At 48.1% G+C, this 23,820-nt stretch carries 21 protein-coding genes and 1 pseudogene; 12 read left to right on the top strand and 10 right to left on the bottom strand.

Features of this window, described 5'->3' with window-relative positions:
• The first annotated feature begins 3 nt into the window (after window positions 1–3).
• Complete coding sequence (gene ppc, locus IPL17_RS17825; RefSeq protein ID WP_345308438.1) at window positions 4–2,709, top strand: phosphoenolpyruvate carboxylase; 2,706 nt, start codon at window positions 4–6, stop codon at window positions 2,707–2,709.
• Window positions 2,710–2,859: 150 nt separating this feature from the next.
• Complete coding sequence (locus IPL17_RS17820) at window positions 2,860–3,351, top strand: CoA-binding protein (protein WP_345308437.1); 492 nt, start codon at window positions 2,860–2,862, stop codon at window positions 3,349–3,351.
• Window positions 3,352–3,392: 41 nt separating this feature from the next.
• On the opposite strand, the gene IPL17_RS17815 is transcribed toward IPL17_RS17820, so the two are convergent.
• The 5 genes from IPL17_RS17815 to IPL17_RS17795 form a co-directional block, all read right to left on the bottom strand.
• Window positions 3,393–3,959, bottom strand: a complete 567-nt coding sequence (locus IPL17_RS17815; protein WP_345308436.1) for an NBR1-Ig-like domain-containing protein — start codon at window positions 3,957–3,959, stop codon at window positions 3,393–3,395.
• 39 nt (window positions 3,960–3,998) lie between these two features.
• Window positions 3,999–5,117, bottom strand: a complete 1,119-nt coding sequence (gene recA / locus IPL17_RS17810; protein WP_345308435.1) for a recombinase RecA — start codon at window positions 5,115–5,117, stop codon at window positions 3,999–4,001.
• Window positions 5,118–5,193: 76 nt separating this feature from the next.
• Window positions 5,194–6,270, bottom strand: coding sequence for a M23 family metallopeptidase (locus IPL17_RS17805; protein ID WP_345308434.1), 1,077 nt, complete (start codon window positions 6,268–6,270; stop codon window positions 5,194–5,196).
• Entirely contained in the window at window positions 6,270–8,096 is a 1,827-nt protein-coding gene (locus tag IPL17_RS17800; protein WP_345308433.1) for a hypothetical protein, read from the bottom strand. Before IPL17_RS17800 ends, IPL17_RS17805 begins: the two co-directional genes overlap by 1 nt.
• 186 nt (window positions 8,097–8,282) lie before the next feature.
• The gene (locus IPL17_RS17795) at window positions 8,283–8,660 is read right to left on the bottom strand and encodes a hypothetical protein (RefSeq protein ID WP_345308432.1); all 378 of its coding nucleotides are present in this window, start codon (window positions 8,658–8,660) and stop codon (window positions 8,283–8,285) included.
• A 170-nt stretch (window positions 8,661–8,830) separates the two neighbouring features.
• Between IPL17_RS17795 and IPL17_RS17790 the strand changes: the two genes are divergently transcribed.
• The 7 genes from IPL17_RS17790 (at window position 8,831) to IPL17_RS17760 (ending at window position 15,842) form a co-directional block, all read left to right on the top strand.
• Window positions 8,831–9,244, top strand: a complete 414-nt coding sequence (locus IPL17_RS17790) for a PilZ domain-containing protein (protein ID WP_345308431.1) — start codon at window positions 8,831–8,833, stop codon at window positions 9,242–9,244.
• Between the two features lie 79 nt (window positions 9,245–9,323).
• Window positions 9,324–9,683 (top strand): pentapeptide repeat-containing protein, encoded by a 360-nt coding sequence (locus IPL17_RS17785; RefSeq protein ID WP_345308430.1) that lies wholly within the window; start codon window positions 9,324–9,326, stop codon window positions 9,681–9,683.
• A 73-nt stretch (window positions 9,684–9,756) separates the two neighbouring features.
• Window positions 9,757–10,371, top strand: a complete 615-nt coding sequence (locus tag IPL17_RS17780; RefSeq protein WP_345308429.1) for an alpha/beta hydrolase — start codon at window positions 9,757–9,759, stop codon at window positions 10,369–10,371.
• Between the two features lie 244 nt (window positions 10,372–10,615).
• A complete protein-coding gene (locus IPL17_RS17775) occupies window positions 10,616–11,464 on the top strand; it encodes a site-specific integrase (RefSeq protein WP_345308428.1) in 849 nt (282 codons plus the stop codon).
• The gene (locus tag IPL17_RS17770; RefSeq protein ID WP_345308427.1) at window positions 11,455–12,573 is read left to right on the top strand and encodes an IS91 family transposase; all 1,119 of its coding nucleotides are present in this window, start codon (window positions 11,455–11,457) and stop codon (window positions 12,571–12,573) included. Before IPL17_RS17775 ends, IPL17_RS17770 begins: the two co-directional genes overlap by 10 nt.
• Window positions 12,574–12,998: 425 nt before the next feature.
• Window positions 12,999–13,832, top strand: a complete 834-nt coding sequence (locus tag IPL17_RS17765; RefSeq protein ID WP_345308426.1) for a hypothetical protein — start codon at window positions 12,999–13,001, stop codon at window positions 13,830–13,832.
• 501 nt (window positions 13,833–14,333) lie between these two features.
• The gene (locus IPL17_RS17760; protein WP_345308425.1) at window positions 14,334–15,842 is read left to right on the top strand and encodes a zinc ribbon domain-containing protein; all 1,509 of its coding nucleotides are present in this window, start codon (window positions 14,334–14,336) and stop codon (window positions 15,840–15,842) included.
• Window positions 15,843–16,080: 238 nt separating this feature from the next.
• On the opposite strand, the gene serC is transcribed toward IPL17_RS17760, so the two are convergent.
• Entirely contained in the window at window positions 16,081–17,172 is a 1,092-nt protein-coding gene (gene serC / locus IPL17_RS17755; RefSeq protein WP_345308424.1) for a 3-phosphoserine/phosphohydroxythreonine transaminase, read from the bottom strand.
• Window positions 17,173–17,440: 268 nt separating this feature from the next.
• Between serC and IPL17_RS17750 the strand changes: the two genes are divergently transcribed.
• Both IPL17_RS17750 and IPL17_RS17745 read left to right on the top strand, forming a co-directional pair.
• Window positions 17,441–18,340, top strand: a complete 900-nt coding sequence (locus IPL17_RS17750; RefSeq protein WP_345308423.1) for a hydroxyacid dehydrogenase — start codon at window positions 17,441–17,443, stop codon at window positions 18,338–18,340.
• A 73-nt stretch (window positions 18,341–18,413) separates the two neighbouring features.
• Window positions 18,414–19,729 (top strand): annotated as a pseudogene (locus tag IPL17_RS17745) (DUF1015 domain-containing protein).
• 47 nt (window positions 19,730–19,776) lie between these two features.
• Here the strand turns inward: IPL17_RS17745 and IPL17_RS17740 are convergent.
• Window positions 19,777–20,463, bottom strand: a complete 687-nt coding sequence (locus IPL17_RS17740) for an RluA family pseudouridine synthase (RefSeq protein WP_345308422.1) — start codon at window positions 20,461–20,463, stop codon at window positions 19,777–19,779.
• Window positions 20,464–20,569: 106 nt separating this feature from the next.
• Between IPL17_RS17740 and IPL17_RS17735 the strand changes: the two genes are divergently transcribed.
• A complete protein-coding gene (locus IPL17_RS17735) occupies window positions 20,570–21,316 on the top strand; it encodes a MerR family transcriptional regulator (RefSeq protein ID WP_345308421.1) in 747 nt (248 codons plus the stop codon).
• 119 nt (window positions 21,317–21,435) lie between these two features.
• On the opposite strand, the gene IPL17_RS17730 is transcribed toward IPL17_RS17735, so the two are convergent.
• Genes IPL17_RS17730 through IPL17_RS17720 form a run of 3 tightly spaced genes read right to left on the bottom strand, consistent with a single transcriptional unit; the run spans window position 21,436 to window position 23,814 of the window.
• Window positions 21,436–22,278: a CheR family methyltransferase gene (locus IPL17_RS17730; protein WP_345308420.1), complete on the bottom strand. Its 843-nt coding sequence runs from the start codon at window positions 22,276–22,278 to the stop codon at window positions 21,436–21,438.
• The gene (locus tag IPL17_RS17725; RefSeq protein ID WP_345308419.1) at window positions 22,275–23,375 is read right to left on the bottom strand and encodes a chemotaxis response regulator protein-glutamate methylesterase; all 1,101 of its coding nucleotides are present in this window, start codon (window positions 23,373–23,375) and stop codon (window positions 22,275–22,277) included. The genes IPL17_RS17730 and IPL17_RS17725 overlap by 4 nt, the downstream gene beginning before the upstream one ends.
• Entirely contained in the window at window positions 23,347–23,814 is a 468-nt protein-coding gene (locus IPL17_RS17720; protein WP_345308418.1) for a chemotaxis protein CheW, read from the bottom strand. Before IPL17_RS17720 ends, IPL17_RS17725 begins: the two co-directional genes overlap by 29 nt.
• Window positions 23,815–23,820 lie beyond the last annotated feature (6 nt).

Here is a 23,820-nt window from a genome sequence, read left to right as displayed (position 1 = left end):
CTCATGGAACTTTCCGCATCCATTCACTTACTCGGCGACATCCTTGGCAATATCATCAGCGAACTCGAATCGCCAGAGTTGTTTGGCATTGAAGAACGCATCCGCGCAGCCGCGAAAGATCGTCGGGGCGGAAATGCAGATGCGCGCCATCAGCTCACGGTTGAGGTTGAAGCGCTTGACACCGATTCGGCACGCGCTGTTTCAGCCGCATTCACCACTTACTTCGACCTGATCAATCTTGCAGAAGAAAATCACCGTGTACATCAACTACGTGAAAAAGAAACTTCACTTCACCCAAAGCCGCAAGATGAATCAGTTGGCGCTGCCATCGAAACTTTAAAGAATAATTCCGTATCTACCGAACAAATGCAAAGGCTGCTTAATGATCTCTCCATTGAACTAGTACTCACCGCTCATCCGACCGAAGCTCGCCGCCGAACTGTCGTATCAAAACTTCAGAGAATCGGGCATTTGCTGGATAGACTTTCAGGTAATCGCATTTCAACACGCGAATACAAAAAAATCCGCGAAGGCATGTACGCCGAGGTTGTCTCCTTATGGTTGACAGACCGCCACCGCAGCACACGTCCCGCAGCAACCGATGAAGTCCGCACTGGATTGTATTTTGTTGAGTCTGTTTTTTGGGATACTCTCCCGGAGATCTATGCTGACCTTAATCAGGCCCTCGCCTCACACTACCCCAATGTTGTCCCGCCTTCGAGTTGGCTTCATCTTGCCTCCTGGATGGGCGGAGATCGTGACGGCAACCCAAATGTGACTCACAAAATCACTGCCGAAACATTACGCCTGCACCGCGGACTCGCAGTGGAGAATCATCGACGGATCCTGCAAGACCTTGCACGCCGCCTTAGCTTAAGTAATCGCCGCCTGCCGCCATCTCCAGAAATCAGCGCCTGGATCGAATCCCGCCGCCCGCTGCCCCCGCATGTCAAATTCATTGAAGAACGCTACGCCGCGGAACCTTACCGTTTGGTTCTCTCTCTGCTTTCCGCCGACCTGGCCGATGCCTCACAGGATGAAATGACTACGCGCCTGCTGGAGCGGACTCCGCATCAGGCGCGAATTAACTTACAACATTTGCTGAACCCGGTTGAGTTAATTTCCAACAATCTGCCTGAAGCGCTTGCGCTTGATAAAATACAAAAGGTTCTTAACCAACTGCACATCTTTGGCTTGCATACAATGCGTCTGGACATCCGCGAAGAGTCAACCCGTTTTAACTCCACGGTTGATGAAATTCTGCGCGCGCTAAAGATCACCACCGACTTTATGGGTATGACCGAAGAGGCAAGGCTTAAACTTCTGGCACAACTCTTATCTTCACCTGCGCCTGAGCTTTCATCAAACCCCGGAGCGACCCCTGCCTCAGCTGAAACATGGGCATTGTTCCAATTGATCAAAAGAGTGCGCGACGTCTATGGCAGAGAACTCCTAGGTCCCGTGGTTATCTCCATGTGCCGTTATGGATCGGATGTATTATGTGTTCTGCTTCTGGCGCGCTGGACGGGCTGCGACAATAATTTACAAATCGTGCCACTCTTTGAGACCATCGAGGATCTAAAGACAGCCCCCTCCATACTCGAGGAGCTTTTCACCCTCCCCCTTTATCGCGAACACCTTGTTTCATGCATGAACGCGCAGATGGTCATGATCGGTTATTCAGACAGCAACAAAGACGGCGGATACGTCATGGCAAATTGGGCGCTGTATCAAGGACAGGAAAATATCACACAAGTCGCACAAAAGCACAATATATCCTTGACCATTTTTCACGGACGCGGCGGAACGATCGCACGCGGAGGCGGACCCGCGAATCGCGCCATCCGCGCCCAGCCGCCAGGCAGTATCAATGGGCGCTTCCGATTGACCGAGCAAGGGGAAACGATCGCGGCTCGTTACTCTAATCCAGAGCTCGCCCATCGTCACCTTGAACAGATCGTTAATGCGGTTTTACTGGCTTCCTCTCCAGCAAAACTAGAAGTTGCGATTCCGCCATCGTGGCGCAAAGTAATGGATCAAATGGCGGAAATTTCACGTTCCAATTATCGCCAGCTGGTATACGGAACGCCGGGTTTTATTGATTTTTGGCGTTACGCAACCCCCCTGGATGAGATCAAAAGAATGCACATCGGCTCACGTCCAGCCGCGCGGACTCAGAGCGGCGAAGTCTCTAAGATCCGCGCCATTCCGTGGGTATTTTCATGGATGCAAAGCCGGTTCAATTTGCCAGGCTGGTTTGGTTTGGGGACAGCCCTACATTCCATAAAAGATAATGGTCTTCTGCGCGATATGTATCAGAATTGGGCGTTTTTCAAAACCATGCTGGACAACACTGAAATGTCCCTGATCAAAGCCGATATGGAGATCGCATCACTGTATGTTGAGCTTGTTCCAGACAAGGATTTAGCTGGCACAATTTTCAACTCCATCCAAAACGAATATGCTCTGACCAAGACCGCCGTCCTTTCGATCAGCGGTCACACAAATCTGTTGGACGCGGAACCGATCACACAAAACGCGGTCCAATTGCGCAACCCTTATATTGATCCATTGAATTACATTCAAGTGGAAATGCTAAGAAGGGTGCGCGCTTTGACAGATCCTGAAAGTGCCGAGGCCGATGCTTTGCGAGAGGTTATAGGCTTAACAATCAATGGCATCGCTGCGGGGCTGCGGAATACAGGTTAAATGCAGCCATATGCAAAAAGTGATTTTCATCATCTATGGTTCAAAAAGGTTTATATGTATAATCACTGAACACTGGTGGGTTTGACCAAACTTCAGTTCAATTTGATCGAAGCCACATGGCTTCGATTTTATTTTTTTAGGAGAAATCTCATGGCAAAAATCGATAACCTTGTACAAAACTTTCTCGCGCAAAAGAAGATCGCCGTGGTTGGTGTTTCAGATAAACGCGATACAGGCTGTAATTTGGCGTATACCAAATTCAAGGATAGTGGATATCAGGTCTTCGCGGTCAACCCGCGTATTTCCACGTTTAACGAGGCACCTTGCTACGCAGATCTGAAATCCATTCCCGAACCACCCGATGCCGTCTTCATCCTTGCCAACCCAAAGGTCACGGAAGAGATCGTGCAGCAATGTGTGGATTTGGGGATCAAGCATGTCTGGATGCATTGTATGATGGGAACAAAACCTGGTCTCGCTGCTGGAATGACGAGCGTTTCGCAGTCGGCAGTTGAGATGTGCGCAATCAATGGCATCGAGGTCATCCCCGGATCCTGCCCGAACCAATTCTTGAATCCGGACGGCGGTCACAAATTTATGCTGGGGATGTGGAAGTTGTTTGGATTTATGAAAGTTAAGTGAATTATTCAGGAATATTAATTTTGGTCGTGCCTATCAAACCTCTAGGGAGAAATATTGATCCGAAGAAATACCGGGTCTCCAAAGGCGATTCCATCCGGGCCGTAAGCCTGCCACGCGCTTTCAAAAGTTCCTGCAACTGTGGGCGCTGTGAAAACGATCTGCAACATGGCCTGAGTCCCAGCCCGTGCCGGGAACAGGGGCAATTCACTTGAAACGCCAAATGTCTCCCCGCCGATCCATTTGAGGCGATAGGATGAATCCCAATTGCAGGTTCCACTGTTGGAGACAAGCCATTGTTTGTCCATGGCAGCACCAGCTACAACGGTTGTATCATCCGGGATCGTAATGTCTTCAATAAATGTCAGGTTACTTGTGCAAGGTCCTGTCAATGTGGGTGTCAATGTTGCCGTTGGTATTGCTGTAAATATCACTGGTATGGCTGTATCTGTTGGGATTATCTGAGTGGGAAGAACCTGCGTCGGCGGGCGGAAAGATGTCGGAGTGGCCTGAGGCGAACATGCCTGGGCTAAGATCAAACTCAATGAAACCAAAAGCAGGTAAGGGCGAGGCAGGAAGCGAAGCATGTCCTGATTAAACCATAAAGTCACAGATTTCTCTGTGACTTTATTATTCTTTAAATGTCAGGCTTACAATTCTTCTTCCGCAGCGCCAACGCTCATATCATTACTGCCTTCGCCGCCAATATCGAGCGGAAGAGCAATCTCGCCGCTAAGAGCTTTCTGACGGATAATACCCTCAATCTCATTCATCATATCGAGGTTATTGCGCAAATAATCCTTTGCATTCTCGCGTCCCTGTCCAATGCGGATGTCGCCATAGGAGAAGAAAGCACCGCGTTTCGTGAGTACCTCGAATTTGGTTGCGAGATCAAGCACATCGCCGGCTTTTGAGATACCTTCGTTGAACATAATGTCAAACTCGGCAGTGCGGAACGGCGGCGCAACCTTGTTCTTGACCACTTTAACACGTGTACGATTACCGATCACTTCCTCACCAACTTTGATGGATTGAATGCGGCGCACATCGAGACGCACCGAAGCATAGAACTTAAGCGCCTGTCCACCCGTTGTGGTTTCAGGGTTACCAAACATCACACCGATCTTCTGGCGCAATTGGTTGGTAAAGATAACCGAGGTTTTTGTTTGATTGATCGCGCCTGAAAGTTTGCGCAAAGCCTGTGACATCAAACGAGCCTGCACACCCATTGTCGCATCGCCCATATCGCCTTCGATTTCAGAGCGTGGAACGAGTGCGGCGACCGAGTCGACCACGACCACATCCACAGCACCGGAACGCACAAGGGTTTCTGCGATCTCAAGCGCTTGTTCACCGGTATCAGGCTGTGAGACAAGCAGGTTGTCAATATCTACGCCAAGTTTTGCGGCATAGGAAGGATCGAGCGCGTGTTCCATGTCAATAAAAGCCGCTGTACCGCCGAGTCTCTGGGCTTCGGCAACAATATGCTGACAAAGCGTGGTCTTACCTGATGACTCAGGTCCATAGATCTCGATCACGCGTCCACGCGGAATACCACCGACACCAAGAGCTATATCAAGCGAGAGCGAGCCGGTAGGGATAATTTCTGTAACCATGCCATGCGCTTCGCCAAGGCGCATAATGGAACCGTCACCATATCTTTTTAAGATATCGCCAACAGCTTTGTCCAGTACGGCGCGTTTGGCTGTATCTACATTTTGAGTTTGTGCTGGTGTTTCTGTTGCGCGAGTGGATGATTTACGTGCCATGTTTAGTTCTCCAATAATTTTTGATTGTGTCTTTACGGTTATGTGTTGCGAGAGTATAGCACATATGTTCAGTCCGTCAAGGGACAAGCGAAGGCGTGGCTGATATGTCTATCGGTAAAAAACCAGGTTCAGGGGCGGGAGGACGGGTGAGATCAAATCCATTCTCTCCCTGAAAAGTGAAGTAGCTCACCTGTCCCGGAAAGATCTCGATCCATGTCTGCATCGCCTCATCATTGTATTCGAGAGTTATTTTATAAACGCCGGCAGGCAGGTCACTTAGAACCAGGTTCTCCTGATAATACGGGTCGGAATTAACCGCGCCAACGCCATAGGTCCGCACAGTGCGAACGGGCAATTCATAAGGCATTGGACTGACCTCAACTTTCAAACGGGTCAATAATTTCTGCTTTTCATCCATCAACCGCCCGACCAGCACCCCCCAACCCTGCGGAGGAGCAGTCCACAATTCCGGGTTGAACGTATTGTAAAAGGTGTTCTTCCCTACACGAACCTCAAAATGTAAGTGCGGCCCCGTAGTAATGCCGGTCTCCCCCACCAACCCGATCACATCTCCAGACTCTACATGTTGACCTGGCACCGCGATAATCTCGCTCATATGTGCATAGATCGTATACAGGGTTTTGTCGTTATATCCAAAATCATGTTTAATGACCACTGCCTGACCATACGGGTCATCCTGATCGCCTGGTGCTTCAGTATACAAACCCCAATCTGCCGAGACAACCACTCCGGAGCCAACCGCCAGAATGGGGGTATTCAATTCCGCGTCAATATCCACGCCAGTGTGCACAATATCCGGCGAGAAGAAAATACCGCCATAACGATAATCCGCAAGCGGCCAGTTGACATTATCCGCGGCGATGGGACGCGAAAAATAAAAGTGGTCGTACGGCGACAACGCCCAAGGAATCGGATAAAGCGGAGGCCGCCACCCCGAGACTGGCTCCGCGCCCGGTGTTGGCAAATTGAACTGGAACGGGACCGGCGAAGGAGTCAGCGCCGCGTCAAACATGACCTGAGGTATGCCTGCCGCACCGTTAACAACCGGCGTTGGGGTCGCCTGATCTACTCTCGGAGCGCAAGCAGAGAGTAGAAAAATTAATATAACAATAAATGAAAATTTGAATTTCATTACGGAATAACTGTGGGCGGAGTGGGTGAAAGTGTTGGTGTGCCAGTGGGTATTTTCGTACTGGTCGGAGTAGGTGATAGCGAAGGTGTCAATGTAATGCGTGGAGTGCGCGTGGGGCGCTTTGTTGGAGTCAGTGTAGCGGTATTGGTCGGCGTCAGGGATGGTGGCAGAACACGGGTTGGGGTAATTAGAGCTTCGACAGGATACAGTTCCTGCATTGCGGAGTACCAGGTCAGGCCATGGGTCAAAGCAAATTCAGAGAAGCGCGCGCCGCCATAATAAGTACGCCAATTGGGAAGCGCGGACAGACGTTCCCAGCCATATGTGGCAGCCAAAGCTGTGATATCCACCCAATACCCGGTCGGTACAGGCGCGTACTCACCGCCTTGCTCATATGTACGTGGATCCAATTCATAGCGCGCGCTCAAGTTCCAAGGGGCATTGTGGATCGGCTCACCGAGCGAGCCGTCCTGTACTGTAGTCCTGATATAAATACGCCAATAAGTTTGCGCGCCAACATCTTCACGCAAAGCAACCATCCAGCCCGCATTCGCCATCAGGGAATTGATCGTAAAGGCACGGCCGGTGTACAGCCAATCTTCCTCGAGACCGGGGTCAAGATCTGTCGTCAGCGGAACAAATGCATTTTCAAGACTGGCAAGAGCATCCCAGCCAGTATCAAGGATGACGCGGCTGCGTAACATATTGAAAGATTCATCGACAAGATCATGTAGCTGTGGATAGGGCGCTTGTACATCTGAAATGGGAACAACATACCAGCGCTGATTCGGAACCTCAGTCCCTGTGCTGACAACTGGCTGCCATAAGGCTACAGTAGTAACTACCGCGGCTTTTTCAAATGAGGCTGGCAGTGATTTAGGAAAATCAGCGAAGCCCCAGGCAAGTCCGCGCACACGTCCGATCAAAGGCGTGGGGGAAAGCAATAATTTCCCTTGAATATCATACGAGGTCAGGTATTGCTGGTTGGCTGAACTTATAACGGCGATGATCTGATCAGCGGTTTCATTCCACGCACCCCAGATACCGTCGCCTACCCAATGCGCAGTGCGGGCCGGGTCATTGGCATTCCAGATATACAGTCCGCTAAAACCAACATTTTGGGAAATAGACGCCCACAGTAGTTGTGAGCCGTCAAAATTCCAGATGGGATAATTTTCAGAAGCGAAAGGCGTATTGCTTAAGTTTTGGTAACGATCCTCTCCTGCAAGATCGAGATTCGCCAGCCAGACATCACTGTCACCGCCGCGCGAAGAGATGAACGCGATATGCCTGCCATCAGGCGCCCAAACCGGCGAATGGTCTGAAGCCGGGTCTTGTGTGACCGAAATGACCGCTTGTGTGCGGTCATTGACTGACACAACTGAGACCTCAAGATTTTCATTGCTATAGGTTTCAAAAACAAGCCACTGCCCATCCGGTGACCATGACGGCGCAGAGTCGTATTCATGCGAATCAGTGATTTGCTTTACTTCGCCGTTTTGCAGCTCCATCACATACAGATCCCAAAAACCGTTGCGGTCGGATGCAAAGGCGATCTGTTTTCGATCCGGGCTGAGGGCGGGAGCAACGTCATTCCACTCGCCTGTGGTGATACGAGTGAGCGGCAATTCCTGCGGCGGATTGCTTTGGACAAATAGATGAGAATAGCCATTCTCTTCAATCGAGAGAAATACAAGATTACCTTCGCCGCTATATTTAATTATGGATGGTGTGGAAGTGAAAATCGGTTCAAGCGTAACCGTTGAGTCTTTTAGTATTTCAGAGGTTCCGCGCGGCGCGCAGCCAAAAAGCAGGAGGCTGACCACCAGAATAATTATGTCTTTTCGAAGAAAGCTTTTGCTCTTAGCGGCAGCGCTTTCTCCGCACCCAAGGGCAGGTGAGCAATCCCTGGTTATTTGGAGACCGCCCAGGCAGAGAACAAGAGCGCCTCGCAGTGACATTTTCAAATGAAGGATCGAGGAATCAAAATTAAAACGCATGGAAAATATCAATTAACCTGAATCAACTTCGAGGTCAGGTGAAGACCTCGGCGCTTCCACATCAAATGAATATTGAAGTGGATCGGTGGATGGGCCGTCAGGATAATACAACCGCGCATTAAGTGTATATGGATTTTTTAGTTCGCCGCGAATATGCATGGTAAATTCAAGTTTCCAGCTCATTGGTTCGACTATGCTTGTAGATGCCGCTTCATCGCCATTTGAATCATTGAGAAGGACTTCGATATAAGGGCGTTTTTGAAAGGGTGTAATCTCAATATTAACGCGCAAACGGCGTCCATCGGGATATGCCTGTGCTAAAAGTGAATTGATCTTTGTCTCTTCGGGCACAGCTCGAGTGAGGTTATCTTCAGGGAAGAAAAATTCCATCTGGTTATTATAACCATAAATGAGGACGCCAACCTTTGTGCCAGATTAGCATTAATTACAAATTCATTGGGTTTTACAGGCTGTCCAAATTAACTTGCGATGCCTGGTGTTGTTGTATTGAAGTCAATGCAGGCGTATAATTTATTCATCATCGTCAAAAGGAGCGTTCCATGGATGAACAAAGAAAAGAAACGCGTAAAAAATTAATGGCATTCACTCCCGTTTACGATTCAAACCAGAACACTTTGCTTGGATATGTTGAAGATCTTACTCTATCGGGAATTTTAGTGATCGGCGAAAATCAGGTGGAAGCCAATAATGAGCGGAACTTGAGAATTGATTTTCCCATCGTTCTGCCTGATGCGATGTCTGCTCAAATTACGCTCCCTGCCCGCGTAGTATGGTGCCGGCCGGATAAGAGCCCGCAATATTTCAATATCGGTTTTGAGTTTATAGAAGTTAAGCCTGAACATGAAAAGATCTTTCGTGCGATCTTAAAAAAGTACCAGTTTCGGCATGATTTTTCAGGGGCGCTTACTTTTTGGGATTCACAACCAGGCAAACCTGACTCTTCGGCACACTAAGACAAAAGACAAACCGTCGCGTATGCTAAAATATTGAGACAATCCACCAACAAGTTAACTATAAGCAACAGGAGACAAAATGCCCGATCTTTCTCGTAAAGAAGTGATTCAAATCCTGGCAACCACCCATCAAGCCCGGCTGGCAGGCGTTGACCTATCCGGGTTGGACTTGAGCGGTTTGAACTTTGCAGGCGCAGATCTGATCCGCGCGAATCTATCCGGGGCTGACCTGACAAATGCATACATGCGCCATGCTCAATTGGAAGCCGCCAATTTGGAAGGCACGGTCCTGATCAACGCGAATCTAAAGGAAGCGAACCTAAAAGAGTGCAAGATCAAGGGAGCCAACTTGAGTGGAACCAACCTGACAGATGCCAATCTGTATGGGGTCGAACTTGACCCAAAACAAAAAAGCCAAGCCAAAGGGTTGATGGCGTAATTCGAGTTACTCCAATCTCTGATCGTAATGAGCCTGAATTCAAAGATAAGGAATGCGGCTGAGTCGAGTTTAAATGGATGCAATCCTTATTCATGGAATGGGGCGTACACCAGCCGCAATGTCCATTTTGGCGGTGCGGCTGGCGGCATCCAATATTCGGCCTCATCTTTTTGGATATTCAGTTACTTTTGAAAAGTGGGAACAATGCATTCAACGCTATAAAGAATTTATAGAAAAGCGCGTTAAAACAAATAACTTTATTATTGTGGGGCATTCGCTTGGGACCGTTTTGACGCGGGCCGTTTTACCCAAATTAACGCACAAACCATCCTACTGTTTTTTTCTGGCTCCCCCAACCCAGGTCTGCAAGGCTGCGCGCAATTTTTATCGTTATCGCCCGATCCGACTCTTTATGAGTGAAATTGGGCAAGTCCTTACGGATGAACAATTCATGCAAACATTACCTTTGCCAAATGTGCCGACGAAAATTTATGCAGGAATCGCAGGTCCACGCGGACGCTACTCTCCTTTCGGCGAAGAACTCAACGATGGGCTGTTAACTGTTCAGGAAACTTTTTTACCGAACGTTCCCATGCAAACAGTCCCAGCACTTCATACCTTTATTATGAATTCAAATGTGGTCACTCAGGATATTGTGAAGATTGCGAGAGCAGGTTCAAGCTCTTAAGACCTTTGAGTTCTTAACAGTTTTATCGACTTGTTTGCGTTGAGACGGGCGTATAATTTGCAAATGATCTGTTATACGGAATCAGTCCGCATAACACCCGCACGGGGTAAATTAAGGAAAACCTTCGTATAAATACTAGTTGAACTAAGCGCTTCGCGCAGACTCCCATAGATCATCTAACTGAATAAAGATATTCACGCTATATTTTCTTTTTGAAATCAAAATCAAAAAAGGAGATGTAGCCATGAGTGCGTTAAGACAAAAGATGATCGAGGATATGCAGTTGAGGGGGTTGGCACTACGAACGCAGGAGGCTTATATAAACGCTGTGTTTCAATTGAGCAAGCGTTTGAAAAAGTCGCCCGATCAAATTAATGAAGAGGAACTTCGGGATTACTTTCTATACCTGAAGAATGAGAAACGAGTGGCGGATAGTACTTTCTCAATCGCATTATGCGCGATCAAGTTCTTCTATGAACGCACACTGGGAAAAGAATGGCATATCCTACAGCTCACTCGTCCTGATAGAAAAAAGAAACTGCCTGTTGTTTTCAGCATGGATGAAGTAAAGCGGGTACTCGATTGCGTCCATCGTTTTCAATATCAAGTTTGCCTGAAGACGATCTATGCCTGCGGATTACGCTTGCTGGAAGGGACCTGCTTGCGTGTGAAAGATATTGACAGCGATCGCAAGATGCTGCATGTGGTTCAGGGGAAAGGCAGCAAAGATCGCTACGTGCCATTGCCCGACCATACCCTCAGACTATTACGTCATCTTTGGGCTACCCACCGTAATCCCGAATGGATGTTTCCTGCCCGAAACGGGCTGGCTGCTTTTGATGAGAGCGTGATCCAAAAAGCGTTTCAGGCTGCACTGCACGAAAGCGGCATAAACAAAGCTGCTTCAGTCCATACCTTGCGTCATTCGTATGCTACACATTTATTGGAAGCGGGTGTTGACCTGCGGATCATTCAGGTCTATCTCGGTCACGCCTCTCCTGCCACCACCGCCATTTACACTCACCTCACTTCTGTGACCGAAACACAGATCAATCAACGTATCAATCAGATCCATGCTGATCTATGGGGTTAGAACTCGCTGATCTCTTTCGAGAATATGGTGCTGCTTATCGAAACAAATATGCTGACAAGATCCTGCCCTCTCATCGTCAGGCGATGGCAGCGATCGAGCATTGCCGCACCGACCGTTTGGGCGGACAGGTCTATGGCTGTCCGAACTGTCAGGAGTTTCAATACAGTTATCACTCCTGCCGCAACCGCCATTGTCCCAAATGTCAGCATGAGCTCACTCAGAATTGGCTGGAGGTGCAACAGGATTTGCTCCTACCCGTCCCCTATTTCTTTCTGACCTTCACGCTGCCTTCTGAGTTGCGTACTCTGGTGCGTTCGCATCAGAAGAACTTGTACTCCCTGCTCTTTCAGGCTTCGGCTGATGCCACACAAAAGCTCGCGCGTGATCCGCGTTATATCGGCGGGCAGATCGGTTTGGTCGGTGTCCTGCACACCTGGACCCGCAACTTGATCTTTCATCCGCATGTGCACTATCTCGCTCCCGCTGGTGGCTTGCATTCTGATGGACAAACCTGGCTGCCTGCGCGTCAGGGATTCTTCCTGCCTGTCCGCGCTCTCTCCAAATTGTTTCGAGCTGCCTTCAGACGCGGTCTGCAGAAATTGAAACTCTTTGAGCTTGTTCCCTCCAAGGTCTGGACGCAGGAGTGGGTCGTGAATTGCAAGCCTGTTGCAGATGGTCAGGCGGCCCTCAAGTATCTTGCTCCTTATATTCATCGCGTCGCCATCAGCAATCGCCGTTTGCTGGCTTTTGACAACCGCGGTTCCATGGAAACTTCCCAGGTCACCTTTCAGTACCGCGCTTCCGATACTGGTCAACTCAAAAAATGTTCGCTTTCGATTGAGCAGTTTTTCCAGCGTTTCCTTCAGCATGTTCTCCCGCATGCTTTTGTGAAGGTCCGCTATTATGGTTTCTTCGGCGCTGCGGTCCGACGCAAATTGGCTGACTTGCAGAAGCGGCTTGGCAAGCCTGTTCCTGATCTGGTTGTTGAGTCAGCATCCGCTGCTTCTCATGCAGAGCCTGACCCTCCTTCTAAAATCCTCTGTCCTGCCTGCGGGCTGCCCATGACTTTCCAGAGAAATTTATCTCCACAACAATGCCGTTCGCCCTAGGTTCTTTTTTTGCTTCCTTACTTCCACTTCAGGCAGTTGCCGTTTTTTGCATCTGTCCGTTTTCTGTTCCCATTAATCTCTTTTGTGATCAATTTTCCTTTTCATTTTTCTTTTACAGGGTTCCGTTTCTCATGTAAAATACTTTCCAGATCATTCTTTATTGGTGGGATTTAGGTCTTTTGCCAGTTCCACTTGGCTTCTTTTTCCAAATACGGCTTAGTTCAACTAGGACAGATGCGGCGGCGCACGCTCTCTTCCTTTTAGCTTCGCCCCCCTTCCGCCGCATCAATCCTTAATTCGTTGGGCGTTTCCTTGCAAAAGATTGAAATCATAATTTCAAGGTAAGATTTTTTATTCCCTGCGAAAACGACAATCTACTCTGCAATACCATTTACATCTCTGGCACAATAAAAGGAAACAGGTTCATGGGTGAGCAAATTCAAAAATATATCCCTTGTGACAGTTGTCATGGTACGGGGAAAAAATATCTTAATCTTTTTGGACAATGCAATATATGTGAGGGAACGGGAAAAAGAATAAATTACCCCTACATAACTTCCTTGTGCCATGAAATTTACTTGGATAACCTTGTGAATTTGTCTCGCTGTTTGACACTTGCCCAAGAAGCGGAACGGTTATTACCTAACGAGAATGAAGCACAACCCGATTCTTATCAATTCAAACAGGCTTGGGCTGAAGTTTATTATTGGAAAGGTTGTGTGTTGATGGAGTTGCAGCAGTACGCAGAAGCTTTATCTTCTATAAAAATATCAGATACGTATTTTGACAAAAGTGATATCAGGTATTCGTTTCTTCAACAATCTTTGAATAAACTTGCTGCGCAAACAGTTAAGCCCGCTGCCGTAAAAGATAACGACTCTATATTGGATAAAGTAAAAAAAACATCCACTCATATTGGGCAAACTCTCCGAGAGACAGATTGGGCAGGTAAAGGTACTTCTGCTTTAGACCAAGCGGGAAAAGCTGTTAAAAAAGTTGCATCCTCTGCGGCTAGTCAAGCAGGTCAGTTTTTGGTTGAAAATAAAGATACAGTTCGTAAGGCAGGTCAGGCAGTTATTGAAAAAACATTAGCAACAGGTAAATCTGTAGAGGCAGTCGGTCAAATGGCTCTGCAAACAAAGGCTAAAGCAGATAGTGCTACAAAAACTTTGAAAATTTCTATGGTAATCATTTCGGTATCGGTTGTAGTATGTTCCATTAGTGTAATAGCATGGGTAATTTATCAATTTATCAGGTAATTTTTCTGGAACATTTTAAGAAAATGCTGTGTTATTTTTTCTCAATAAACGAGTCTTACACAACAAAAAAAACGCCCAACAAAGCATGCGCCCAACATTTTGGAGAAAAGGAGAGAAAAGGAGAAAAAATGGAAATATGCCTCGGAGTTATAGGCACAGCCTCGCTGGTTGGATTGTTTAAATTGTTTAATTATCGTTTTAAATCCTCGCGATGGAGAGGATCGAGAAAATGGTTATGGATAAATATAATAACTAAATCGCAGAAATGATTTTCGTCCGTAGGCATAGGATAAGACATTTGAGTTCTTGGCAGTTTTATCGACTCGTTTGTGTTGAGACGAGCGTATAATTTGCAAATAATCTGTTAAACGGAATCAGTCCGCATAACACCCGCACGGGGGTAAATTAAGGAAAATCTCCGTATAAACACTAGTCAGGTGCCGTCTTAGTTCACAACGGCTGTTATTGTACAAATCATTTAAAAATCAACGGGAAAAAATTATGGAAAAACCAAAAACCACTACCCCAGAAGATGAAGTTCTCAAGGATCAAGTTTCTTCCGAACTTGAGGCAGCCAAACAACTGGCGAAATCGTTAAATTTTGATGAAGTCAAGAGCGGTGAATGGTTTATTGGCCTTTTGCGGAAGGTGATTCAATCCTATGACCGCAACGCCAGAGCAACATATTTTCAGAAAAAGTATCCGGGGCTACCACCTGATGATATTGCCGATATTTTAACTACGGTAACTGTTCGATATGCGACTATCGCCGGAGCCGTTGCCGGCGCAGCATCAACGGCGAATCAGATTGCAGCGTTAAGTTCTGCGGGTATGACAGCGGCTTTATTTGTTGGTACCATTGGAGCAGAGATGCTTTATCTGTCTCAAATCCAAATGCGCCTTGTTCTGGACCTTTCCGTTGTCTATGACCTCCAACTTGACCCGGAAGACCCTGAAGATGTTTTAATGATTTTTGGCTATGCACTGGGAGTAGCCCCGACCGAAATGCTTGGTAAGGGACTGCAAATAGCAGCGGGAGCAGGGGCTAAAGAAACTGTAAAAAAATACATTAGCAAAGGAACTCTTAAAGCTATTCAAGATTTTGCGCGCCGGCTTGGTTTCAATATTTTACAGCGTACTATTCTTAAGTATGCCATTCCTATCGCTTCGGCGGCAATAGGAAGCAGTTATAACTACGCCACGACGAAATCGGTGGGCAGAATTGCCAAAGTGCATCTCAAGAACAGAGGTAAAGTAACGGATGAATTACGTGTTTTGGTATCACGTCAACACACTTACGATTTAGCTTTTCCCGCCGCAGTGATGTATGTTGCCCAAGTTGATGGTCAATTTTCCGAAAAGGAAAAAGAATTGTACAAAGCGATGCTGTCTCGCATGTCCTTTGATGAACATACTCAGGCGGAATTTCAAAAGCTGACTGCCAATGAGGACAATATTCTTGAGGCTATTGCTAAAATTGAAGATAAAGAAGTACGGCGCAGTTTGATGGAAACATTGGTCTTGATGAGTATTTATGATGGTGAATTGGCTGAAAAAGAACGTGAGTTTTTAGGGACTGTAGCGGAACTGTTAAATGTGCCTTTGGATATTGCTGAGGTTGAACAACGAACTCAAGATTATCAGATCGTTGTACAAAAGAATATTTTTGAAAAAACAGCGGGGGTTGCCGGTGGGGCAGCGGTTAAAGCCGCCGGTGTCGCTGGACAGGTGGCCAGTAGTGTCAAAGATACCGCTGCCGGAGCAAGCGAGAAAGTTAAAGGCGTATTTGGCAAAGTCTTCAGCCACAAGAAAGAGGATGAAAGAAAAACCGTCATTTCAGAAAAGTCAACCATAACTTGCTCAAAGTGTGGCAAAGAGGCTCCGTCTGAGTATCAATTTTGTCCTAGCTGCGGGCAACCAACGGCTACCGAAAAAAGCTGTATATCTTGCAGTAAACTAATCCCGATTGATTTTAATTTTTGCCCACATTGCGGCACAACGCAGGCTTGACCAGAATACCTGATTGCATCGTTTGTAGGTTTTGCATTCGTAAAACGCGCCCAAACAAAACGTGCAACCGAAGTGTACGAATCACCAAAGAGTCGGTATCTCATTTAAAGAGATTGATACGTCCATAGTCAAATGGCCGATGGAATAAAAAAAAAAGACCTCCGAGTTCTCAAGAACTCGGAGGTCTTCTGATTACTACCCACTACTCACTACACCCACTACCCACTGTTCACTTCCCCTACCCGTTCTTCTTCTGAAACTCCTGCATGAACTTGACCAATTCCTGCGCGCCTTCAACGGTCATCGCATTATAGATCGAAGCGCGCATGCCGCCGACAGAACGATGTCCCTTAAGACCGATCAGGTTATTCTTCTTGGCTTCCTTGGCAAAGGTATCTTCCAATTCTTCACTCGGCAGGCGGAAAGGAATGTTCATCAGGGAGCGGGCTTCGGGCTTGGCGTGTCCGCGATAGAAACCGCCGCTTTGATCAATGGCATTGTAGATCAAACCTGCTTTGGTGCGATTGGTCTTTTCAATGGCGGCGAGTCCGCCCTGTTTCTTGGCCCACTGGAAGACAAGCCCCACCATGTAAATCGCCCAGCTCGGAGGTGTATTGTGCAATGATCCGCTGTTCGCCAGGATCTTGTAATCCAGCATGACAGGTAAATTGGCGGGCGTGCGTTCGATCATGTCATCGCGTTCAATCACGATCGTCACGCCGGATGGACCGGCATTCTTCTGCGCGCCGGCATAGATCAAAGCGTACTTCGACACATCGATCGGGCGGCTGATGAAATCAGAGGAAGCATCGCAAACCAACGGCACACCGGCGGGCGGAGTCGGCTCGTCAAAAAATTCCACGCCGTGAATGGTCTCATTGGAGGTGTAATGCAGATACGCAGCATTAGGATCGAGGTCAAGTGTTGCGGGGATACCCTTGAATCCATCGGCTTCGGTGTTGGCGGCAGTACGGGTCGCACCGAGTTTCTGCGCTTCCTTAATGGCGGTCTTGCTCCATGTGCCTGTCACGATATAGTCGGCAGATGCGCCGGCTGCACGCAGGTTCATGGGGATCATCGTAAATTGCAAATGCGCGCCGCCCTGCAGGAACATCACCTTATAGTTGGCTGGGATGGCGAGCAGTTCACGCAAGTCCGCTTCGGCGGTTTGGATCACGGATTCAAATTCCTTTGAGCGGTGGCTGATTTCCATCACGGACATGCCCGTGCCTTTGAAATCCAGCATTTCTGCCTGCGCCTGCTGCAAAACTTCGAGAGGCAGAGCGCCAGGACCGGGATTAAAATTGTACGCACGTTTGAGATCAGACATTTTTGGATTCTCCTATTAGAATGATTTACGGTTCATTCTGACCATTGAACTGGTTCGGTTTCAAGTCGATTTCCTTTTCATTATATCTGGTTGTCTGACAAATTATCAAGAACAATTGACATGATTCTGCCCTGATAGATGTCGTTGACAAAGCATTTCCTCATTGTTAGAATGATTTTGTGATCAGATCAGCCCCTTCAAACAGGAATCAGCCGGAACACCGGTTCGGTTCCTGTTATTAATTTCCACCCCAACAAGGAGAATTCCCATGAAAGTTTTGATTTGCGATAAGACCGAAAAAGAATATATCGAACAGATGCGCGCCGCAGGCTTGACCGTGGACGTGCGTGATGACATCACCCCTGAAGAACTCCCGAATGTTCTGCCCGCCTATGACGGCATGGTGGTCCGCTCGCGTACCAAGGTGCGTCAGGCGCTGATTGATGTCTGCCCCAACTTGAAAGTCATCGTGCGCGGCGGCGCTGGTCTCGATACCATTGACCATGAGTATGCCAAGTCCAAGGGCATCGCGGTCATGAACACGCCGCTGGCAAACTCCGCTTCGGTGGCTGAACTGGCGATCGGATACATGCTGATGATGGCTCGTTCCCTCTATCGGGCGACCGCTTCTGTCAAAGCTGAAAAATGGGACAAGAAGAGTTTCGACGGCGACGAGATCGGCGGCAAGACACTCGGTCTGATCGGCGTGGGAAACATCGGCAAGGAAGTTGCCAAGCGCGCAACCGTGATGGGCATGACCGTCGTCGCGTATGATCCCTATGTAAAAGAGATCGCAGGCATCAAATTAGTCACACTGGATGAATTGCTTGCCCAGGCAGATTACATCAGCCTGCACCTGCCAAAGACCAAAGAATCCTCCGGCATGATCGGCGCGGAACAATTCGCGAAGATGAAAAAAGGCGTGCGTATTGTCAACTGCGCGCGCGGTGGTATTATTGACGAAAATGCGTTATATGAAGCATTGACCAATGGCACAGTCGCCGGCGCGGCATTGGACGTCTTCTCTGAAGAACCACCGACCGATTGGAAACTGCTCAAGCTGGATAATGTCATTGGCTCGCCGCACATCGGGGCTGCCACCAAGGAAGCGCAAGCGCGGGTCGGGGCGGAAGTTGCCGACAAATTGATCGCATTCTCGAAGAATTAAAACCATCACACATCATAAGATTGCTTCGGGAAAACCACCCCTTGCAACGATATTTAATTTATTTGGAGGCGACATGAAAATTTTCAGCGACATTGGCATTCAAATCCCACAGATTTTTATGCCCAGAGGCGGAGTGGATCTAAAAAAGTGGGCAGTGATCGCCTGTGACCAGTTCACCTCCGAACCGGAATATTGGCAAGAGGTTGAACGTATTGTCGGAGACGCGCCCTCCTCCCTTAATTTGGTTTTTCCCGAAGTATATCTTGACAAGCCCGGCGAGGAAGAACGGATCAAAAATATCCAGGCCAATATGCGCAAGTACATGGAAAAAGGCATTCTCCAAACCCAGGAAGGCTTCATTTATGTTGAACGGAAAATTGGAAGCAAAGTCCGCAAAGGGCTAATCCTCTGCCTTGACCTCGAACGCTACAATTACAACAAAGGCTCACAGAGTCTCATCCGCGCAACCGAGGGAACCATCGTGGAACGTCTTCCTCCGCGCATCAAGATCCGTCAGGGAGCTTCCATGGAACTCCCGCACATCCTTGTATTGATCGACGACCCGAAACGCACGGTCATAGAACCGATCAGCGCGATCAAGAACAAGCAAGATAAGATCTATGATTTTGATCTCATGCTCGACAGCGGTCATCTTACCGGGTATAAGATCCTTCCCGAATATGAAGAACAGATCATTGAAGCCTTGCGCGGACTGATCGAGCCTAGAACCTTTGCAGCAAAATATGGAGTCAAACCTGACCTGCCTCCCTTGTTGTTTGCCATGGGCGACGGCAATCACTCCCTGGCAACTGCGAAAGCGATATGGGAAAAGATGAAACCCCAAGTTGGCATCGCCCACCCTTCACGCTATGCGCTGGTCGAAATTGAAAATGTCCACGATGAAGGGCTGGAATTTGAACCTATCCACCGGGTACTATTCAACATCAAGAAAGATCTGTTTGCGGAACTTAAGAATGTATTCGGGGAGAACCTCACTTATACTGAGGTTGCGAATGGCGAGGAAATGACCAAAAGGTAGATTCCGCTTCAGGACCAAATCAATTAATCGGTCTGGTAGGCGGCGGAAAACAATTCGGCGTGATCGAGATCGCCCACCCAACCTCCAATCTGGCGGTTGGGACCATTCAACCCTTCCTCGACGCGTTCTTGAAAGATGAAGGCGCAGAAAAAATTGATTATGTTCACGGGGAAGATGTGGTTGAACGCCTGGCATTACAGCCCGGGAACGCGGGTATCTACCTGGCTGGCATGCATAAATCTGAGTTATTCAAAACGGTAATTCTGGACGGCGCACTGCCGAGAAAAACTTTCTCAATGGGCGAAGCCCGTGAAAAACGCTTCTACATGGAAGCCAGAAAAATTTCATAAACGATGGAAACGAAAAGTCCCGCAGATCAAAGCGGGACTTTTTTAATTTAAAGATTTAAACGCGCGATTGCTTTCTTAAAATCAGCGGGATAAGGTGCTGTAAATGAAACGCGTTCATTGGAAACTGGATGCGTAAAGGTTAAAGAGTGCGCGTGCAAAGCCGGACGCGCGATAATATCTGTATCAGGCGCGCTATAAAGCGTATCACCCAATAGTGGGTACCCCAACGCATACGCATGGACTCTGATCTGATGCGTGCGCCCAGTCATCGGGCGCGCTTCAACCAGCGCCATTCCTTTAATATCATCCAGCAATGAAAGATCATCCGAGATGGCATTATTCCAATTAAGCACTCTGAATTTGGTCTCAGCGCGGACTCCCTTTTTGTTGTCCACCATGGTCCGATGCTTATGCCCCACGTTGACCCGCAGCGGAAATTTTGTGATGCGTTCCTTCCAAGGCGGAGCGCCAACTGTAATAGCGCGATAGACCTTTTCAACTTCATGCTTTTCAAATTGGATGTTCAACGCACGATGAGCTTCTGCATTGAGCGCAAAGAGCAACACGCCGCTGGTGTATTTATCAAGGCGGTGCACCACCCAGATCTTTCCATGCTCCTCTTCAAGTAATTTTACAATATAGGGCGCGTCGGGTTCCCAGCCTTCAGGCAAGACGGAAAGCCCGGCAGGTTTATTGATGATGAGTATGTGTTCGTCTTTGTAGATAATATCCATAACAAGGATTATAAACCCCAGACTTCGGAAATATTAAAGATCTCCAAAGTCTCACTTAACCTTAAACCCTTGACATTAACGTTACGTAAGGGTTTATATTAATGCCATGTTCACAGTAAAGCAGCTTTCCAAAATGGCAGGCGTCACGCCACGGACTTTGCATCATTACGATGACATCGGCCTCCTCAAGCCATCCCGCGTTGGTGATAATGGCTATCGCTACTACGGGGAGGAGTCGCTGTTGAAGTTACAGCAGATCCTGTTCTATCGTGAGTTGGATTTTCCACTCGATGACATAAAAAAGATCATGGGACGCCATGATTTTGATGTGTTGAACGCGTTACAAAATCACAAGGATGCGCTGCTAAAGCAGGTCGCGCGGATGAACCACCTGCTTACGACTGTAGACAATACCATTCAACATCTAAAAGGAGAAAAAAATATGGACCCAAAAGGTTTATTCGAAGGCTTTAGCGAAGAAGAGCAGCAGAAATATGCCCTGGAAGCAGAAAAAATATATGATCCCGAGACTGTGCGCGAATCAAACCGCAAGTGGAAGGGATATTCCGCGGGTAAGAAAGAAGCCATCATGGCGGAAGGCAGGCAGGTCTACGAAGATATGATTGCCGCCATGCCAAAAGGCATATCCAGTGCTGAAGTTCAAGCAATCGTCGAACGTTGGCGCAAACACATGGACTACTTCTGGACACCGGATCTCGACCAACTGCTCGGTCTCGCCAATGGCTACAACGATGATCCGCGATTCAAAGCCAACTTCGACAAGATGCACCCACAATTAGCAGAGTTCATGCGAGAAGCAGTAAAGGTGTATGTTGAAAAAAGGAAAAATTAAAAAACCGAAGCCAGTAACCCAATCGCTGGCTTCTGTTTTTTCTCGCCCAAATGATCTGCTCCCCATCCATATAATTCAGTTTTACTTGCTCTCCAAACTTTCGCGAGAGTCCAGATAATTCATTTCCTCAAACGATAATACACGCTCCTTTGATAGCGCATGGGTTCGAATTGCGGGCATAACCCGGTCAGCGATTCTGTACTGCCAATGATCAAAGCGCCATCTGGATCCAAAGCATTCCCAAGTTTTGAAAACAATTTCACCTTATCCGCTTCTGTAAAGTAGATCGCTACGTTGCGGCAGAAAATAATATCAAAACGACCCAGCGAAGAAAAGTCCTCCATCAAATTCAATTTCTTAAAGGAAGCGATTCCTCGAAGTTCGTCCCTGATCTTCCAGCCTTTTTCCACGGGAACAAAATTTCGTTGAAGCTTTTCAGCCGCCAATCCGCGTTCAACTTCCATTCGCGAAAAAACACCGTAGGAGGCGCGTGCCACGGCCTGATCCGATATATCAGTACCCAAAAGTTGAATATTGTAATTGAGGAGGTTTCCAAGGGTTTCCTGCAGCACAATGGCGGTTGTGTAAACCTCCTGCCCGGATGAACAAGCCGCGCTCCAGATACGCAGCGAGATCGGCCCCCTGGAGGAGCTGTTTTTTCTCCGCCGGTCAATCAGTTCGGGCAATAGTTTAAATTGGAGCAAGTCAAAAGGCGCACTATCCCGGAAAAACGAAGTCTCCCCGGTAGTGACCGCATCCACAATTTTTCTGGGAATGGTCTTGGTTGAATCAGATCGCGCTTTCAAATAGAATTCTGAAAAACTTCCACAGGAATTCTCCTGTAACAGGGGTGCCAAACGGTTCTCCAAAAGATAACCCTTGGTCTCATCAAGATGTACCCCGCACAGGGAATAAATATATAGTGATAGCGTGCGCGCTTCTTCAGGCAGAATTTTGATCACAAGATTGCACTCTTTACTGAACGGCTGATCTCTTCAGCGATATGATCCAACGGAGTAATTACATCCACAACACCCGCCTTCACGGCTTCTCCGGGCATGCCAAAGACAACACAGGAGGCTTCATCCTGGGCAATGATATGGCAGTTCTTGCGTTTTAATAGACGAAGCCCCAGCACGCCGTCACTCCCCATGCCGGTCATGATAACAGCTGTGGTATTGCCATTAAATGTATTCGCAACAGAGCGGAACAAATAGTCAACAGATGGACGGCAATTATTTTCAAGGGGATCATCCGTGATGCTTAAACTAATTTCTCCCTTTGAGCCCGGTACAATTTTCATATGGCGCCCGCCCGGAGCGATATAAACTGTCGCCGGACGAATGATTTCCCTGTCTTCGGCTTCCTTGACCGCCATCTTGCATTTTTCCGATAGACTGGCAGCCATTGATTTTGTAAATAACGGCGGCATGTGCTGAACAATCAATATAGGAACAGGAAAATTGAGGGGCAGCGCCGGCAGCATTTTTGCCAGCGCATTAGGGCCGCCAGTCGAAACACCGATCAACACCAGATCCGCTTTTTTTAAGATGGGCTGACGTTCAGCACGCGTCGGCTGCGGAGAAGAGACAGTTGCGGACCTAGCGGCCGGAGCACCGGTTGTAGAGGTTTGTTTTAGAATGGAGCGAATTTCCCAGCGGCGGCGATAAGCGTTCACGATCGGGGCAAGGTGTTTGCTGATTGCAATCAGATTGGACTGCGGGTCTCCGCCGCTTGGTTTTGTGATGAAATCAAACGCGCCCCGCTCCAACGCCCGAATGGTTAGATCGCCGCCTTTGAGGGTTAACGCGCTGACAACCACCACGCCGCATTCAATGCCGCGACTCTTCAAGGCGTTCAGCACCTCCAAGCCGTCCATCTCAGGCATTTCGATATCCAGTGTAATCAGGTCAGGTGAAAGAGTCGCTATCCTTTCGAGAGCGATTTTTCCATTTGGAGCAGTACCCACCACTTCCACGTCAGGAAGAAGCGCGAGAGCGTCCGTGATTACCCGTCGGAACAGGGAAGTATCATCTACGACCAGAACTCGCAGTTTCATCTTCCTCCACGCTCAACAGTGAATTGACATCCAGGATGGCGATCGGGCGAATTTCGCTTTGGCAAATTCCTTTGAGAAATTTTTGCTGGGTAAGACTCATGTTTGCAGGCAACGGAGCCAGATTATCCATATCAGCGGGAATCACATCTGAGGCTTCGTCGACCAGCAAACCGATATTTTCACCATGGGACGAAACGATAAAAATATCCCGGGCTGACCGGGCATCCAATTGGTCAATCTCGAGCCTGCGCTGCAGGTCCACCACAGTGACAATCTGACCGCGCAGGTTGATGATGCCGGCAATATAATCACTGGCATGATGCACCGGTGTGAGGTTGTGCAATTGAACGACTTCCTGAACATTCATCGCGTTGACACCCATGAGCGTACCTCCGATATAAAAGGTGGATACGAGGGTGGGTTCTTCTTGAAGCGGCATTTCAGC

The sequence above is a fragment of the Candidatus Villigracilis saccharophilus genome (assembly GCF_016711665.1).
This window is presented reverse-complemented; position numbering and strand designations above follow the sequence as displayed.